Here is a 16,428-nt window from a genome sequence, read left to right as displayed (position 1 = left end):
TTTTACTGGCCCAGTGGGTGAGTAAGTCGAATAATGGCAGGCTTGTTCCTGCCATTTTTTTGTTTGGGCAGAACAAAGTGTTAATCAATTTTTTGGCCAGGACTTTGCGTAGGGAGCTTCATGCAAGACGCAGTCAATAAAGATAATAGTACCGGGGTAGACCCCAAACCAGATTCCGGCGATGCCTGGAGCGAGTTCGTTTCAACCGACAGCCCGGCGAGTTATGCCCGCAGCTGGCTGCAGCGTGTATTGGGACAGTTGCCAGCGGTGAAGAGTGCCGCGGTACTCATGCTGCGCAGTGAAACCGGCAAGTTAGTTTCGGCATCACACTGGCCGAGCGAACAGCCGGTAGATCTGGCTTTGAATAAGGTTGTTGATGAAACGCTCGCCCGTAAGCAGGCTGTGGTGCTGCCTTTGGTGGGCGAACCGGGTCAACAAGATTCGCAATTATGCTATCCAGTGCTGATTCAAGGGCAGATTGTCGCGTTGATTGCGGTGAGATTAGCTGCTGCAGATGAGCAGACTCTTGAGTCCAGTATGCGAGGCCTGCGCTGGAGCAGCGCTTGGCTGGAGTTGTTCTATCGCCGGCGTCTGCCTACAAGTGAAGCGGCGCAATCTGAAGAGCTGGTGAAGCTACTGAATATCACCGCTTCAGCACTGGAGCACGAGGGCTTCAACGCCGCGACGATTTCAGCAGTCAATGAACTAGCAACATCGCAGGGATGCACGCGCGTTAGCCTGGGTACCTGTGACAAAGGTTTTTGTCGGGTAGAGGCCGTTTCCGGTGCCAGCGACTTCTCCAACAAAATGCAGTTATTGCAAGCTGTTGGCTGTGCCATGGATGAAGCTGTCGATCAACAAGCCAGCGTTGTGTTTCCCAATTTTGATGACAAGGCGATCTTGCTTAATCAGGCGCATAAAGCACTCGCCACGTTTGACGAGGGCGCGGAACATGCGGTTTGCAGCATTCCTCTGCCAGGTAGCGAGCAATACTTCGGTGCGATTACGCTCGAGTGGCCGTCCGGTCATGAGTTCGCTGAGTCCCAACTGGAACAACTGGAATTAATCGTCGCTGTTCTGGGGCCGTTATTACACGATAAACGCCGTGCGGAGCAGTCCTGGTGGCGCCGAGGCATTGAATCGCTGCGTCAGCAAGCTGTTAAGCTATTTGGCCAGCGTTACTACCTGCGCAAATCCATTATGACGTTTGCGCTGCTGGCTATTGCCTTTTTCGCTGTCTACCACACCGACTACCGGGTCACGGCAGATACCCGTTTGGAAAGTACGATCCTGCAGGCGGTGGTGGCCCCTGTTGATGGATTCGTTGATTCTGCCGAAGTCAGGGCGGGGGATGTTATTACCCGGGGCCAAACGCTTTATCAACTCGATGATCGTGACCTGACGCTGGAACAGTTGCGCTGGAGTAGCGAAGCGCTGCAGCTGGAGCGACAGATGCGCGATGCAGTTGCGGGCAGGCAGGCCGCAAAGGTGCGTGTGCTTGAGGCTCAATTAGAACAAGCGAACGCGCAATTGGCGTTGGCGGGTGAGCAATTAGCGCGCATGAAGGCAACATCACCCTTTGACGGTGTGGTCATTTCAGGTGATCTGTCCCAGTCACTGGGAGCGCCGGTAGCGCGGGGCGAAGTACTGTTTGAAATTGCCCCGTTAGACAGTTACCGGGTCATACTATTGGTGGATGAGCGCGATATCAGCAGTGTCGAGGTTGGTCAGACTGGCACTGTGGTTCTGCGATCTGGCAGTGAATCAGGCATGCCGCTGACCGTTACCCGGGTGACGCCCTTGGCAGAAGCCTGGGACGGTAGAAACGTTTTCAGGGTTGAGGGCCAGCTGGAGGAGGTTCCTGACTATCTGCGCCCGGGCATGGAAGGGATAGGCAAAATAGATGCGGGCGAACGGCGCCTTATCTGGGTGTGGACGCACCGATTTACCCATTGGTTGCGCTTAACCCTGTGGGAGTGGTTCTGAGGTTCCTATGGAAGAGTTGCTAAGCCCTGTCTGGGACAGTGTGGCAGACCTGCAGCCCAGTCTTGCCCCTAGAGTTCACTTCAATCGCCAGTCTTTTCGTGGGGAAGTCTGGTACGTGTTACAGGACCAGACCAGCTCCCGTTTTCATCGTTTTTCGGCGATCGCGCATTACCTCATCAGTCATATGGACGGTCAGCGCAGTTTGCAGCAGCTGTGGGATATGACCCTGGAACGCTGGGGCGATGCAGCCCCGGGGCAAACTGAAGTCATCAGGCTGTTGTCGCAGCTGCACCAGCACGACCTGGTGATTTGTGACATGGGCGTGGATGTGCAGAACCTGCTGTCGCGCACAGAGCGCAAACAGCGCCTGGGTCGGCGTCAGAAGTTGATGAGCCCTTTATCGATTCGCCTGCCCTTGATTGACCCTGATGCATTTTTAAACAGAACCGCCGCCTGGGTAAATCCAGTGTTCAGCCGTTGGGGCTTTTTGCTGTGGGCGGCTATTGTGACCGCTGGAATCGTGCTGGCAGGTATGCACTGGGGCGAACTGACCGGCAACCTGGCTGACCGCGCATTCGCGCCCAACAATTTGCTGGTCATGGTACTGATCTATCCCGTGGTGAAACTGTTTCATGAATTGGGCCACGCCTATGCAGTGAAGCGCTGGGGTGGTGAAGTGCACGATATTGGCGTGCTGTTCCTGGTATTCATGCCGGTGCCCTATGTTGATGCATCCGCTTCATCGGCGTTTCGCGACAAGCACAAACGCATGCTGGTAGGCGCTGCCGGCATCATGGTGGAACTAATGCTCGCCAGCCTGGCGATGTGGGTATGGACTGAAACCCAGCCAGGCCTGTTGCGCGCCGTTGCATTCAATACCATGCTCATTGGTGGTCTATCGACTTTGTTCTTTAACGGGAACCCTTTATTACGCTTTGACGGCTACTATGTTTTTTCAGACGCACTGGAGATTCCGAACCTTGGCACTCGGTCTACCCAGTTTCTGGGCTACCTGACGCAACGCTATGTCTTGCGCAGCAAGCAAGCGCAGCGGCCTCTGGCGACACCGGGTGAAGCGCGTTGGTTTGTGTTCTATGGCATTTCAGCCTTCTTTTACCGACTATTCATCATGATTACGATTGTCAGCTTCGTTGCCGGGCAATTCTTTTTTATCGGTGTGGTTCTGGCGCTCTGGGCGCTCAACGCAATGCTGGTGCTGCCGCTCTGGCGTAAGCTCAAATTCCTTGCCAACAGTCCTGTGTTTCGGGAGAACCGTTTGCAGGCTGTGGGTATAAGCACTGCTATCGTTGCAACGCTTGCGGTGCTTATTCTGGCGATTCCACTGCGCAGCTATACCACGGCAGAGGGCGTGGTTTGGGTGCCCGACAGTGCGGAGGTGCGTGCCGGTGGTGATGGCGTGCTCATGGCCGTAGAGGTCGACTCAGAGCAGGAGGTGGGCGCGGGCACGGCGCTCTTCAAGTTGGAAGACCCCTTGCTCGACTCCGAAATTATGGTGCTTGAAGCACGACTGGCCGAACTTAATGCGCGCTTTCAGTCACAAATTCGCGATGACGCAGGTCAAGCGCAAATAACCCGTGCGCAATACGAGACCATTGCGGCTCAACTGGAACGAGCTCAATCACAGCGTGACGGCTTGAGTGTCGCTAGTCCGCATCAGGGTACGGTGCTGATTTCCCAGCCCAATGCCATGGTGGGACGCTTCTACCGGCAGGGCGATTTGCTGGCGTATGTGGCGACCTATCCGGTGCGTACGGTCATGGCAGTGGTCCAGCAGGATTATATTGGCCAGGTGCGCCGTGGCGTTGAAACAGTAGAAGCGCGAATAGCCAGCCAGGTGGACGAGGTGTTTGCCGTCAAGGTGTTAAGAGAGGTGCCGGCATCCACCAAAATGCTGCCCAGCTCAGCACTGGGTGAACAGGCTGGTGGACGCATTGCCATCGACCCGCTGGGCCAGGACCCTACTCAGGCGTTTGAGCCGTTCTTCCAGTTTGAGCTGGAGCTGTCAGAGGCAGCAGACGCGAGGTTCATTGGGGAACGGGTGTATTTGCGCTTTGATCACGGCTACGAAAGCTTTGGAACGCAGGTATGGCGTGCCGTGCGTCGGGCGTTCCTCAAGCGTTTTGATATTTGATGCTGTCTTCCTTAGATAAAAAACCGGCTCCCTCGCTGCTACGGGGGCCCTATCCCCAGCGTAAGACAGGTCAGGCTCCAGGCCTGGCCGATACGGTGGAAGCAGGCATTGCCGCTTTGTTGCAACGCTGGCGACTCAGGCCGGGGCGCCTGAAGTCCAGGCTAGGTGATTCCGAATCTTCACCGATGCTGCAAGTCCTCCAGGCTTGGCAGGCTATTCATGGTGCACCCTGCAATGCAGACATTGCGGTCGCTGCACAGGCCATGCAGGAAAACCGCACGCTCATTGAATTAGCTGATCGCGATGCTTGCGAACAGGCGGCGGTCATAGCGGCCTGTAGCATGGCCCTGAAGGGGCTGCCGGTGCATCTGGTTTATGCGGATGTATTCAGCGGAGAGAGTGTGCTGGCAGCGCTTGCGGAGCAACTTGGCCTTCACTCAGCAGTGGTGGAAGAGGGCAGTGATGTAGACGCTCGCCGCACGGCCTACGCCGCCGATATTGTGACGGTAAGTTGCCGCCAGTTGTTGTTTGATTACCTGATGGACCAAAAAGCGCTGGGATCTTCGCGCGGACAAATCGCGTCGCGGCTCAAGCTTCAGTCGCCCGGTGGACGCAGTGTTTTGCTACCGGGCCTTTCCTGCGCACTCATTGTCGATGCGCGCGAAGTGCTCATCGAGCAGGCCAGGCGTCCGGTAGGAATTTCGGAACCGGGTGAAAGAGAGGCTTCGCACGTGGACAGTTTTCATCGCGAAGCGGTCGAGATAGCCTCCCGGCTAGTGCTTGGCGAGGACTACCTGCCAGAGGACGCCCATCTTGCGCCGGTGCTCACTGAGGCAGGGCGAGAGAAAGTAGGTGCTGCATCCGTATCCTTAGGGCCGCTCTGGTCTGGCGAGCAGCGCTCGCAGAATGTCGTTGTGACAGCCTTGTTAGCGGCGGCAATGGAAGCTGACCTGGACTTTGAGTTTCGTGGTGAAGAGATTGTGCTTAAAAAGGTTCGCCCTGATCTGATCTGCCCGGAGGGTATTGGTCCTTCGGATTACCGTAAATTATTGGCGGCCTATCACGATAAGGCGACAGAGACGAGCGCAATGCCGGTGAAGACCCGGCTCAGTGTGCAACACCTCTTTCCGCGCTATATTCAATTGGCTGCCTGTGGCTGGGTGCTGGCCCCTCGCTTGACCGAGTTACAGCAGGTTTATGGCCTGGTATCTCTACCCGGCTTCAATACACAGAAGCCGGTCCAGCCGGCGGTTAATGCGTTTGCATCGCGCTCCGACTGGAAAAAAGCATTGCTTGATAGGCTCAACACATTGCATCAAGCGAATGTTAATGTGCTGATCCTCTCGCCAGATGAAGAGGCTCACGCGAGTTTGCAAAACGACGTTGCTGATCAGGCCTGGAGTGAAGCGGTGTGTTCAGGCGAGGGCCCCACCCCTGCGGTGGTTAGCGGTTTGATGTTGTCCTGTACCGTTGCCGACGCGCTGCTGCCAGAGAGCGATGCTTCCAGGCTCAGTTTCCAGCACGTGATTTTTGCCGGTGCGCCGCTTTCGCTGCTGGATGAGCAATTGTTGTCTCATCGGTTTAATGACGACTGTGAGCTGCAAACCTACGCCTGCTCAAGCGACGCTGTGTTCGAGCAGTGTTCGGTTTCGATGAAGGTCTTAGTAGGGCATAGTGCCTGGTTAAACACGCGGGTACGTCGTCGACTGGAGACCCGGGAGAGAGCGAATCGCGACCAGGTTGCCGCCCACGATGCCTATCTAAGGCAAGCGCTGGCATTTTCTGGCGAAACTTTATAATTTTTATTGGATTGTTTTTTACACGGAGAAGCTTGATGTCTATTGCATCGCGAACGACCTGCCTGCTGGTAGGGTCATTATCACTACTCTCGCCGTTAACTCAGGCAGGGGAGCCGCTGCCTGTGTTGGGCTGTTTGTTGGAGCCCACTACGGTTGCCGAACTGAGCGCTTCAACGCGAGGCAAGGTGGCCGATATACAGGTGAAGCGCGGCGATGTGGTAAAAAAAGGCCAGGTGCTGGCGCGCCTGGAATCAGGCGTTGAGGAACTCAATGTGGAGCTGGCCAAGAAGCGCGCTGGCATGAGCATGGATTTGCAATCCAAAGAAGCCCGTCTCGATTTGAGTGAGTTAAATGAAAAGCGCACCAGAGAGCTGGCTGAAAAAAACATGATGTCCTCGATGCAGCTTGACGAGGCAGCGACTGAAAAAACAATTGCCCAGTTAGAAGCCTTTGAGGCAAAAGAGCGGTATGCCTTATCCAAGGTCGAACTGCGGCGCGCCGAGGAGCTGCTCCGTCAGCGCTATATTCACAGTACTCTGGATGGCATTGTCGTAGAAATGTACAAGGAAGTTGGCGAGTTTGTTGATGAGGAGCCCCTGCTCAAGTTAGCGCAGCTTGACCCATTAAAAGTTGATGTGATCGCCTCTGTCGATCTGTTCGGCGAAATCAAGGAGGGAACAAACCTCACGGTGAGTCCCGAACTCGCGGGTGTCCCTCCTTTCGTGGCAACGGTTGATGTTGTCGATAAAATTATCGATGGCGCCAGCGGTACATTCAGGTTCTCGATGGTGCTGCCTAACCCGGAATACGCTGTGCCTGCGGGCCTGAACTGTCAGCTGGAACGGCTGCCCTGAGCCGATTCTTTATCGAATGTCGTGCAGCGCCATGCTAATGGCGCCGCCAGCCATCCGGCCACACTCCCTGGAGCTCTATACTGGCTCCAACTTGATAGTGATCGTTCAATTAACTACCTGGGAGAGTGAAATGAAGAAATATCTACCGTTCGTGTTCATCGCCATTATGGCCAGTTTGATTGGCGCCAAGTTCGCGATTGCGGGAGAGCAGTCAGTAATGGCGCCCGCCGCGCAGGTCCAGTTGATCGACTAATTGGTCCGCGAGTAACGACAGGGGCCTGTAGGCCCCTTTTTTGTTTCCCAATTCGGATTTGATCCGATTATACTGCTCGCAATTACTTTTCCAGGGTCTCAAATTGCAACTCATAGCTCCACGCCTGCGGATAATCTTGATCGCCACGATTTGGTTTATCGCGCTCGCGGCACTGGTTTTGTGGCTAGGCACTTCGCGAGTTCAGCGGGTTGCTATTGCTGGCGGTCCCGCGGACAGCGAAACACTGGTTCTCACCGAAGCTATCGCCAGTGTTCTCAATGAGAAGAACCTGGGCTTTCGCTTGATCGTGTTTGAAACCGGAGGGAGCCGCCAGAATCTGCAACTGTTGGAGAAAGGTCGTGTGGATCTGGCTGAAATTCAGGGTGACACACCAGCTTCTGATGTGATTATGGGGGTCACAACACTCTATCAGGACGGCTACCACCTGATAGCCCGGGGTGACAGTGGCGTAAACAGCTTTGCCGACCTTGCAGGACATCGGGTTGCAATTCCATCGGCTAGTAGCGGTCAATTTAATTCGTTCTGGTTTTTGGCCAATCATTTTGGTGTGGCTGACGAGCTACCCCGGGCTCTGCCAATGTCCGAGGACGCGGCTAATTTCGCGATGGAGTTGGGGCAGGTAGAGGCTGTGTTTCGGGTGCGCGCTCCGGGCAACGATGCCATTCGCGAGCTGATCGGCGATCGAAATCTACAGTTGATTTCGATTGAGCAAGCGGAAGCCCTTGCCTTGAAACAACCCGCAATTGCTGCTGGAGTCATTCCCCGTGGCTCTTATCGCGGAAGCCCTGCATTGCCTGAAAAAAATCTGGACACGGCGGTGGTGGACAGGCTACTGGTTGCCAGGGCTGACCTGGACGAGGCCCTGGTCTATCGCATTACCCGTGCAATTTATGAAAATCGTTCGGAGATATTGGACAAAACCTTGCTGGCTGGGTTTATCGGCCCGCTTCCGGATGATTCTGACAGTGTGATTACTGCGCATCCCGGCGCACGTTCCTACTTTGACCGGGAGAAGCCCGGCATTATGCAGCGGAATGCCCGTTTGGTGTCGGCTGTGCTTTACATGTTGGCGATTGTCTTCTCAGCCCTGTTAGCGCTGAGGACTCATTGGGTGCGGTCGCGGCGCATGCGGATGCATGACTTTAATCGGCGGCTCATGGAGTTGGCTGCACTCGCCAGATCGGATAGCAACGTTGATGATCTCCACAAACACAAACATGAGTTGATGGATATTCTCGAGGAAGTCATCGGAGACCTCGAGAGAGAGCGCGTCAGTCAAGACGAGTTTGAGCATTTCTCGTTTACCTGGCAGGCAGTAGATGCCTTAGTGCGAGACCGCTTGCTGTTAGCCAGCGGTATAGTCACCGGCAGTCGGGAGGAGCAGTCATGAGATTTTGGCTGGGATGGTCTTTTGGTCTCGCCCTGATGCTGATAGTGCTGGTATGGGGCTTTAGCCAGTGGAATTTACGCTACTACCACCAGTACATTGGCGAGCGATTGGAATTATTGGTAGAACTGCGTCAGGGTGCGATAGCAGAGTATTTTGCAACGGCTGAGGCGGAGATGCGGTTTTGGAGTGGCAATCAAACGCTGGTCAGTGCCGTAGTCGAAATGAACCAGGCCTGGAAAGCGCACGGAGATTCTGCAGCCGAGGAAATCTTCCGACTTTACGTGACCGATAATCCAAGCCCTTCCGGGTATTTATTGAATCTTGACGACGCTGAAGATGGCAGCCAATACAGCGCCCTGCACAAGCAAGTCCATGAAAGTGCGCGGCAATTTGTCACCCGCAGGGGCTACTACGATTTTTTCCTGATTGGGCCTGAAGGGGATGTATTTTACTCGGTGGAAAAAGAGAGCGACTTTACGACCAATGTAGTGACAGGGCGGTGGAAGAATTCGGGCCTTGCCGCGGCGTTCAGTGCAGCGAAAAGTGGTAACAAAGGCAAAATCATAGCCATGAGTGATATGGCGCCTTATGGCCCCAGTGGTGATGCCCCCGCGATGTTTATTGCTACTGCGCTGCACGACGATCAGGATAATTTTGTCGGTGTGCTCGCGCTGCAGCTTCCCACCGATACCATTCTGGGCATCATGGCCTATACCAGTGGTATGGGGGAGAGCGGCGAAACCTATCTCGTCGGTCCGGACCTGCTGATGCGCAGCGATTCTCGATTTTCGCAGGAATCTACCGTATTAATGCAGAAAGTGGATTCACCGACAGTGCAGCTGGCTTTGTCCGGCGAAGAGGGCCGGGGAGTCATTAAAGACTACCGTGGTATCGAGGTGCTTTCTGCCTACATGCCCTTGAAGATCGGTAAATTTCGTTGGGCGGTCATGGCTGAAATGGATTCGGCAGAAGTGATCGATTTTGCCGCCAGTGAGAGGCCAGCACTGGCCGGTGCACTCGCGCTGATCTACGGCCTCTCGTTATGGACAGTTTGGTACTGGCGAGGAAGACGCTTGCCCGAACAGGGTTCGCAGGCTGACGTGGCTCACCTAAATCTCGGTGAGGGCGATGGCAGCGGCGGCATGAGTGACTAGAGGACGCTGCCTGTAGCGGACATCAATCCGCTGTATAGACCTGCTCGCCCGCGACCCAGGTTTGCAACACTTTGCTATCCCATATCTCAGTCTCTGGCATTGCAAAGTAATCCTGCTCTACCAGTATGAAGTCGGCGTGGTAACCCGGCGCCAGACGACCAATAACAGCTTCCTGGTGAGCCGCGTAGGCTGCTCCCTCGGTAAACAGCGAAAGTGCCTCTTCACGATTGATCTTTTGGCCCGGTAGCCAGCCTCCCTCTGGTTCATCATCCTGGCTTTGTCGAGCGACTGCTGCATGCAGGCCGAAAAACGGATTGGGATGTTCCACCGGAAAATCCGATCCGCCAGCCATTTTTGCTCCAGAAAGCAGCAAACTCTTCCATGCATAAGCGCCTTCCAGGCGTTGATCCCCGAGCCGGTCTCCCGCCATGTTCTTGTCACTGGTGGCATGAGTCGGTTGAATCGAGGCGATCACTCCCAGTTGTTTGAAGCGGGGAATGTCGTCCAGGCGCAGTATTTGAGAGTGTTCCACTCTGTGTCGCAAGTCGCCGCTGTTGTGCTTTTTAATCAGGCTCTCATAGAAATCAAGAACCCGGGTGTTGGCCAGGTCGCCAATCGCGTGGGTATTAACTTGATAGCCGGCTGCCATTGCTCGACTGATATGGTGCTCAAGGGTCTCGTCTGAAAGCAGCAGCAAACCTCTTTGTCCCGGTTGATCGCTGTAATCTTCAGCTAACGCGGCTCCCCGCGACCCCAGCGCCCCGTCGGCTGAAATTTTGACGCTGCGAATGTCCAGCATGTGGCCGGGGTCTATTATTGGCCCGTCTTGCAGGTAGCCATCGTTTTTTGGGTCCAGCACATCCAGCATGCCGTAGACGCGTATAGGCAGGTTCTGTTCATCGGCAAGCAGCTGGTAGGCCCTGACGGTTTGCGCATCTACCCGGGCATCGTGGGTGCTGGTCAGTCCATAGCTTGCAAGCTGTGAGAGGGCAGTGTGCAGGTATTGGGCCGTGCGCTTGTCGGTGACTGACGGAAAGGCCGCCTTAACGGCATTCATTGCATTATCCACCAGCACACCCGTGGGCTGCCCGGCAGCGTCGCGAAGAATCTGGCCGCCTTCAGGGTCGGGTGTCGTGGCGTCGATCCCTGCCAGTTCCAGAGCCCTGGAATTGACCCAGAGGGCGTGGCCATCAATGCGAAAGAGCGCGACAGGACGTGTGGTGGATGCCTCGTCGAGCGATTGCTTAGAAGGAAATTGCTTGTCGGGCCACAGAACCTGGTTCCAACCGCGACCCATAATCCATGGGTTATCGCTATCCGCCGCAAATGCAGCGACCCGCTCCGCTGCAGCAGCTTCGCTTTCAACGCCGGTAAGCTGAACGCTGGAAAGTGCTTTGCCATACCCGCCCACATGACCGTGTGCGTCAATCAGGCCCGGTAAAAGTGTCGCGCCTTCACCGTCGATGCGTTGTGTAGCATCACTCTTGGCGAACGCTTTTTCATCGGGATAGATTGCGGTGATCTTTTCGTCCTCAAACTCCATTGCTTGAAAACGTTCTAGCTCACCGTTATTGAGAGTGTAGCCATTGATGTTGTGAATCAACGTTGCTCCTGTGGCAACAGAGCTGAATGTGGCGCACAGGCAAGCGGTGAGAATTTTTTTCATAGTCGGAGATTCCAGGTTAAAGCCGGCTTTGGTTTCAGGTATAGGATATACCAGATTAACCAGTCTCGTGGTGCTTCTCGATACCATCCAAAAAGCTATTGGCGCTGCTGGCCAGCATGTCGTCGACATCGGCTGCAGGCAAAAACATGGCGATCTGGCCATTGATCTTGAGCACGGCTAAACCGTGGGCTATTGCCCAAAGCTTTACCGCAAGGTCAAGCGGGTCGCAGCCCGCTAGCGCCTGCTTTTGGCACCAATCCTGGACTGCACCGACGAAGGCATAGAAGCCTGGCCTTTGGCCGCCTTCCGTACCGGGTTCTGCGAGAGAGTGCTTACCTGCGCACCACATTAGGTTGTAAAAGGCTGAATGCCTGGCCACATAATCCAGATAGACATTGCCCAGTGCGATTATGCATTCTCGTGAACCCTCCGGGTGATTTTTCCGTGTGGCCTCCGTAACTTCAGCCAGCCCGATGAAGCAGAGCTCGGAGACAGCATTCAGAAGATCATCCCTGTCCTTGAAGTGGCGGTAGGGTGCTGCGGCGCTCACTCCAGCTCGCTTGGCCGCGTCGGAAATAGCGAAATCGGGCGAACCTGACTCTTCTATTAACTGGGCAGCCGCAACAATCAACGCGTTGCGCAAATCACCGTGATGATAGCTCTTGCTCATGCAGTCTTCCTTTGTATCTCTCGCAGAAAGGTAACAGGGTCGCCCAGGCGATGGCACAGCAAAAACATGGGCGGTACTAGAAAGAATGAAATAATTGTCGACAGTAGCACCCCGCCAGCAATAGCCATGGCAAACGGTGGCCAGAATTGGCTTCCCTCTAGAATTAAGGGTAGAAAGCCGCCGAAGGTCGTAATAGTAGTGGATACAATGTGCCGACTTGAGTTCATCACTACGGTTCGCACTGCGTAGGTGCTGCCTTGCATAGCGCCTGGAGAATGCTGTAGCGCAGTGATAATGATGATTGCTGCATTGATGGATACACCGATAGATCCAATCACGCCGACCAGGGACATGATGCCGAATGGGTATTGAAACAGTGCTAGCGATAGCAGCGACAAGCCCAGCGAACAAATACACACCAAAAGGGCAACCGCTGACAGGCGCCAGGAGTTGAATGTCAGCACAATAGTAGCCAGCAGAGCGGAGAGAATAATGCCCAGCGGTGCCAGGATTTTGTCGACAACCCCGGCTCGCTCCTTCGTATCGCCCCCGTAAACCATGCGATAACCGGCGGGAAGCTCTATCGGGTTGGATTTTAGGTCTTCCATCAGCAGTTTCAACGCTTCTTCCGGAAGCACTCCGCGTCTGATGTAGCCACGGATATTGTTAAAACGCTCTCCATTGTAGCGGGCGATAGGGCTCTGGGAGGGTTCAAGTGAAGGCTCGCCTAGCGAATTGAGCGGAAGCCCCGCGGCCGCTGAACCTTTGACTAGCCCCACAGGCAGGCGAATGTCTGCGATTTGATCGGGCGACCCCCAGTCCACTTCATTGAAGCGAACGCGCACTGGCAAGCGCTCTGCGCCTTCCAGTATTTCACCACCAATCTGACCACGCAGTGAGTCGTTGAGTGCGGTGGCAACATCAGAAAGCTGCAGTTGGGCCAGTCGCAGGCGCTCTTCGTTGAGATGAAAAACCACTTTTGGCGCGCCACCGATCAGGCTTGCGCTGGTTTGAATCACATGGGGTATAAGGTCTATCCGCCGCCTGTACTGTTCGCCTAGTGCTTGCAGAACCTGCAAGTTGGGTCCATAGACCTCTAGTTCCAGTGGTGCAGTAACCGGCGGTCCCTGGCTAATGCCACGGACGATGATTCTGGCTTGTGGGTAGTCACGGTCCAATTCTATCTGCAGGGAACGAATGAGATCATCGGTTTTGCGTTTGTCACTGGTGAGGATGAGTGCTTCTGCCCAGGAGGGGATCCCCTCGTTAGAGCGATACATGTTGTAATAAAAGGCAGGGGCGCTTTCTCCGAGTGACCAGTCGACTCTTCGTATCATGGGGTCATCTCGCAACCTGCGATCGAGCTTTGTCACCAGACCCTTGGTGTCGTAAATGGATCGACCATCCGCTAGCTTGACCTGTATAAACATCTGATCCCTATCGGTGCCCGGGAAGAACTGGGCGGTGAGCGTGCCGAAAGATAAAAAGCCGCTTATTGGTAAAGAGAGCGCAAGCGCAACAGCAGCCAAAGGGTGACGCAAACTCCAATCCATTGCCGACTCTAGCGCTTTACCCAGCCTGCCGCTTGACATGCCGCCTACATACCAGCGAACGCTTTCTTCTTTACTGCGAGGCAGCAGCCAGGCGGCAAGAACCGGCGTAACTGTAATGGCTAATACCGTTGAAGAGACCAGCATGATAATGACAGAGATCGCAATGGTGCCAATAAAGTCACCACCGGGTCCGGACATGATCGCCATCGGCATAAAGGCGAGAATCGTGGTGACGGCAGATGAAATCAGCGGAATTCGCAGGCGGCCGACCGAACCTGATATCGCTTCAAAAGGAGCTTGCCCTTGTAGCAGGCGTTTGCGAATTTCGTCGGTCATTACGATGGAACCATCGACCAATAAGCCCAGCGCGACGATTAAACCGCAAATCGACATTTGATGCAGAGCCATGCCGGTTCGCTCCATCACCACAATCGATATCAGGCCGCAAAGGGGCAAGATAATCGCCACAACTACCGCAGCCCTCCACCCCAAAGTGCAAAGCAGCACCAGAATAACAAGCGCTATACCGATAGCTAAATTTTTCGATACACCCTGCAATCGTTTTTTTGCATAAACGCTTTGATCAAAGGTTTTTTCGATATGCACGCTGGCAGGTGCGATAGCAATATATTCATCGAGCAGTTGCTGGAATTCTTCCGCCCATTTATCGACCTGATTGCCATCTTCCATTGCCACGCCAATCAATACGCCCGGACGGCCTTGTATTAACGCCATCGCCGAAGGAGGGCTGACAGCGGTTTTGTAAACACGCCCTAGGTCTGAGATTCGTGTCGCGCTTCCATTTGGAGAGGTGACAACGATGACATCGCGAATGCGGGTGAGGGAGTCAAAGTCGCCAGCCAGTTCAATCAACATATCGGTGCCAGCACCAGAGGCCCGACCTGAAGAGATTTTGGCATCCGCTGCACGCAGCGCGGCGGTGACCTGACGAAGGCTTAAACCGCGAGAAACCAGTGCATCCTCGTCGACCTCGACGCGAATTTCTTCTACAGGCTCACCAAATATTTCGACAAACTTGGTGCCAGCCTGGTTGCGGGCGCGATCGGCAAAATTTTCAGCCAGGCGGCCAGTAAGCGAGAGGGGAACCGCCTGATCTGCGCCGGTAGAAATCGCGACGATCGTGGTGAAAGAGCGCAACCGGTCGTTGTCGAACTTTGGGCTGCCGACACCCAGGGGGAACTGCGCGGCAGCATCATTCATTGCGTCGCGAACCTCAGCCCAAACCCGCTCCAGTTCGTGGCTCTGCAAGTCGCTATTAATCCGAATGCTGAAAAAGGAGACCCCCGTGCCGCTGGTTGAGTGCAGGCTTTCCAGTTCCGAGATTTTGCGAAGTTCATCCTCCAGTGGTTTGGTCACTAAGGCTTCAACGCGATCGGGTGTAGCTCCTGGATAAAAAGTGGTTATGTTGCCCGCGAAATTGGAAAGGCTGGGCTCTTCTTGCCGCGGAATATTACTCAGGCTGTTCAGCCCAACCGCAAATACACAGAGTATGATCAGCGCAAAGTAGCGAGGGTGCCGGTAGATGTACTGGGCAATCATGTTATTGCTTTGCCGCAATAGAGACGACGGTGCCGGGTGTTGTGCGATGTACACCGCTTGCTACAACCAGACTATGGTCGGCCAATGTGCCTCTGACGTAAGCCTGGTCGCCTTGAATTTCTAGTACCTCGACTGTTTCGCGCGCTGTGCGAGTGCCTTCGGGGGTAGTTTCAAGGCGTAGTACATTCCAGAGGCCACGGCTGCTTTCAAGGAGTGATGCTATGGGCAACCAGCCTCCGGTGCTCGCTACCTCTTCTTGCAATGAAAGGGTAACGGGTTCACCGTCCACCGCTTCAATGTCCGAAGGTACGGCAAAGACTGCAGTGGTGACGCGGGTGACCGGGTCAACGTCAGGCCTAACGGAGAGTAACGTGCTGGTAAAAGCGTTGCCGTGGAGTTTTAGCTCATAGAGGTTGCCCACGATCAGGCCTCTTGCCTTGGTAACAGCTACGCCAATATTGGCTTCCCTTCCGGCGGTTTCGATAAAGCGCACAACCGGCGTTCCCGGGTTGACCACCGCACCTTCATGCAGGAATCGGTCGGCGATAACGCCGGCATAGGGCGCCCTGAGGCTGGCCTTATCAATTTGTATCTGTATGGCCCGTAAGCGTGAGCTCACAGCTTCCAAGCGGGAAGACAGCGCCTGCGCCCTCAGGCGTGTCTCGTCGAAGGCTTCTCGTGAAACCGCCCCGGACTCCCGCAGGTCCTTTTGGCGCTTGGCTTTGAGTTTGGCCAGTTCCAATTCTGTGCGGGCCTGCTCCAGCTCGGCGCTGGTGGCACTGTAGGAGGCTTGTAAGGATGCATCATCCAGTCGCGCAATCAGTTGTCCCTTTTCAACGGGGCTGCCTTCGCGCCAGGGCAGTTCGGCAATAGTGCCGGCACTTTCAAAGCCCAGGTTTGCTTTACGTCCCGCAGTGATCAGCCCCAGGTAGGAGACTTCTCGCATGTAAGCGCTCTGCAGTTGGAACTCCACGGACGCCACCGTCAGGGGAATGCGCGGAGCTGGCTTCTCACCCATCGCAAAGCGGGTGTGTAGGGCCAGGGTAAGCCCCGCCGTGATAAGAGCTGCGGCGCCAATGCCGAGCAGGCCACTCAAGCTCTTCTCAGGCTTTGAATTCATTTGATGCTTGCCATGTTAATCCGAGTAACATGAATGTTAATTGAGTTTACATGTAAGTCAAGTTGATATTCGATGAACGGCTTGCAGCAGTGCTCCGATTGCAGCACAATACGCGCCCTCTGCAGCATGCAGCAGACGCTATGGTGGCTCAGGCGGTCCCCTCGCAACGATAGATAGCGAACCCGGCCAGGCCCGGAAGGGAGCAACCGTAGTTATCAAATCGTGTGCCGAGGTGTGGCTGTCTGGGTCC

Annotated in this window: 11 protein-coding genes and 1 other RNA gene; 8 read left to right on the top strand and 4 right to left on the bottom strand. The window is 55.0% G+C overall.

The window, feature by feature from the left end; genetic code table 11:
- Positions 1–120: 120 nt before the first annotated feature.
- The 7 genes from EYC87_RS07870 to EYC87_RS07840 all read left to right on the top strand — a co-directional run bounded on the left by EYC87_RS07870 (position 121) and on the right by EYC87_RS07840 (position 9,609).
- Entirely contained in the window at positions 121–1,986 is a 1,866-nt protein-coding gene (locus EYC87_RS07870) for an RND family efflux transporter (RefSeq protein ID WP_279252390.1), read from the top strand.
- 7 nt (positions 1,987–1,993) lie between these two features.
- The gene (locus EYC87_RS07865) at positions 1,994–4,138 is read left to right on the top strand and encodes a hypothetical protein (protein ID WP_279252389.1); all 2,145 of its coding nucleotides are present in this window, start codon (positions 1,994–1,996) and stop codon (positions 4,136–4,138) included.
- Complete coding sequence (locus EYC87_RS07860) at positions 4,138–5,937, top strand: hypothetical protein (protein WP_279252388.1); 1,800 nt, start codon at positions 4,138–4,140, stop codon at positions 5,935–5,937. The genes EYC87_RS07865 and EYC87_RS07860 overlap by 1 nt, the downstream gene beginning before the upstream one ends.
- Positions 5,938–5,972: 35 nt before the next feature.
- Complete coding sequence (locus EYC87_RS07855; protein WP_279252387.1) at positions 5,973–6,791, top strand: efflux RND transporter periplasmic adaptor subunit; 819 nt, start codon at positions 5,973–5,975, stop codon at positions 6,789–6,791.
- 130 nt (positions 6,792–6,921) lie between these two features.
- Positions 6,922–7,044, top strand: coding sequence for a hypothetical protein (locus EYC87_RS07850; protein WP_279252386.1), 123 nt, complete (start codon positions 6,922–6,924; stop codon positions 7,042–7,044).
- 136 nt (positions 7,045–7,180) lie between these two features.
- Entirely contained in the window at positions 7,181–8,455 is a 1,275-nt protein-coding gene (locus EYC87_RS07845; protein ID WP_279252385.1) for a TAXI family TRAP transporter solute-binding subunit, read from the top strand.
- The gene (locus tag EYC87_RS07840; RefSeq protein WP_279252384.1) at positions 8,452–9,609 is read left to right on the top strand and encodes a cache domain-containing protein; all 1,158 of its coding nucleotides are present in this window, start codon (positions 8,452–8,454) and stop codon (positions 9,607–9,609) included. The genes EYC87_RS07845 and EYC87_RS07840 overlap by 4 nt, the downstream gene beginning before the upstream one ends.
- A 22-nt stretch (positions 9,610–9,631) precedes the next feature.
- Here EYC87_RS07840 and EYC87_RS07835 read toward each other — a convergent pair whose 3' ends face one another.
- The 4 genes from EYC87_RS07835 to EYC87_RS07820 are packed head-to-tail and all read right to left on the bottom strand — an operon-like array spanning position 9,632 to position 16,178.
- Positions 9,632–11,275, bottom strand: a complete 1,644-nt coding sequence (locus tag EYC87_RS07835) for an amidohydrolase (RefSeq protein WP_279252383.1) — start codon at positions 11,273–11,275, stop codon at positions 9,632–9,634.
- A 55-nt stretch (positions 11,276–11,330) separates the two neighbouring features.
- Positions 11,331–11,945: a TetR/AcrR family transcriptional regulator gene (locus EYC87_RS07830; RefSeq protein WP_279252382.1), complete on the bottom strand. Its 615-nt coding sequence runs from the start codon at positions 11,943–11,945 to the stop codon at positions 11,331–11,333.
- On the bottom strand, positions 11,942–15,058 hold the full coding sequence (locus EYC87_RS07825; protein ID WP_279252381.1) for an efflux RND transporter permease subunit: 3,117 nt from the start codon (positions 15,056–15,058) through the stop codon (positions 11,942–11,944). The genes EYC87_RS07830 and EYC87_RS07825 overlap by 4 nt, the downstream gene beginning before the upstream one ends.
- Before the next feature lies 1 nt (position 15,059).
- A complete protein-coding gene (locus EYC87_RS07820; RefSeq protein ID WP_007227649.1) occupies positions 15,060–16,178 on the bottom strand; it encodes an efflux RND transporter periplasmic adaptor subunit in 1,119 nt (372 codons plus the stop codon).
- 150 nt (positions 16,179–16,328) lie between these two features.
- Here EYC87_RS07820 and ffs point away from each other — a divergent pair.
- Positions 16,329–16,425: signal recognition particle sRNA small type (gene ffs / locus EYC87_RS07815), an RNA gene on the top strand.
- The last annotated feature ends 3 nt before the right edge of the window (positions 16,426–16,428 follow it).

The sequence above is a fragment of the Candidatus Seongchinamella marina genome, from assembly GCF_026262685.1.
GTDB lineage: Bacteria > Pseudomonadota > Gammaproteobacteria > Pseudomonadales > Halieaceae > Halioglobus > Halioglobus marinus.
Note: the sequence above shows the minus strand (reverse complement) of the source record. Positions and strands in the feature narration are given on the sequence as shown.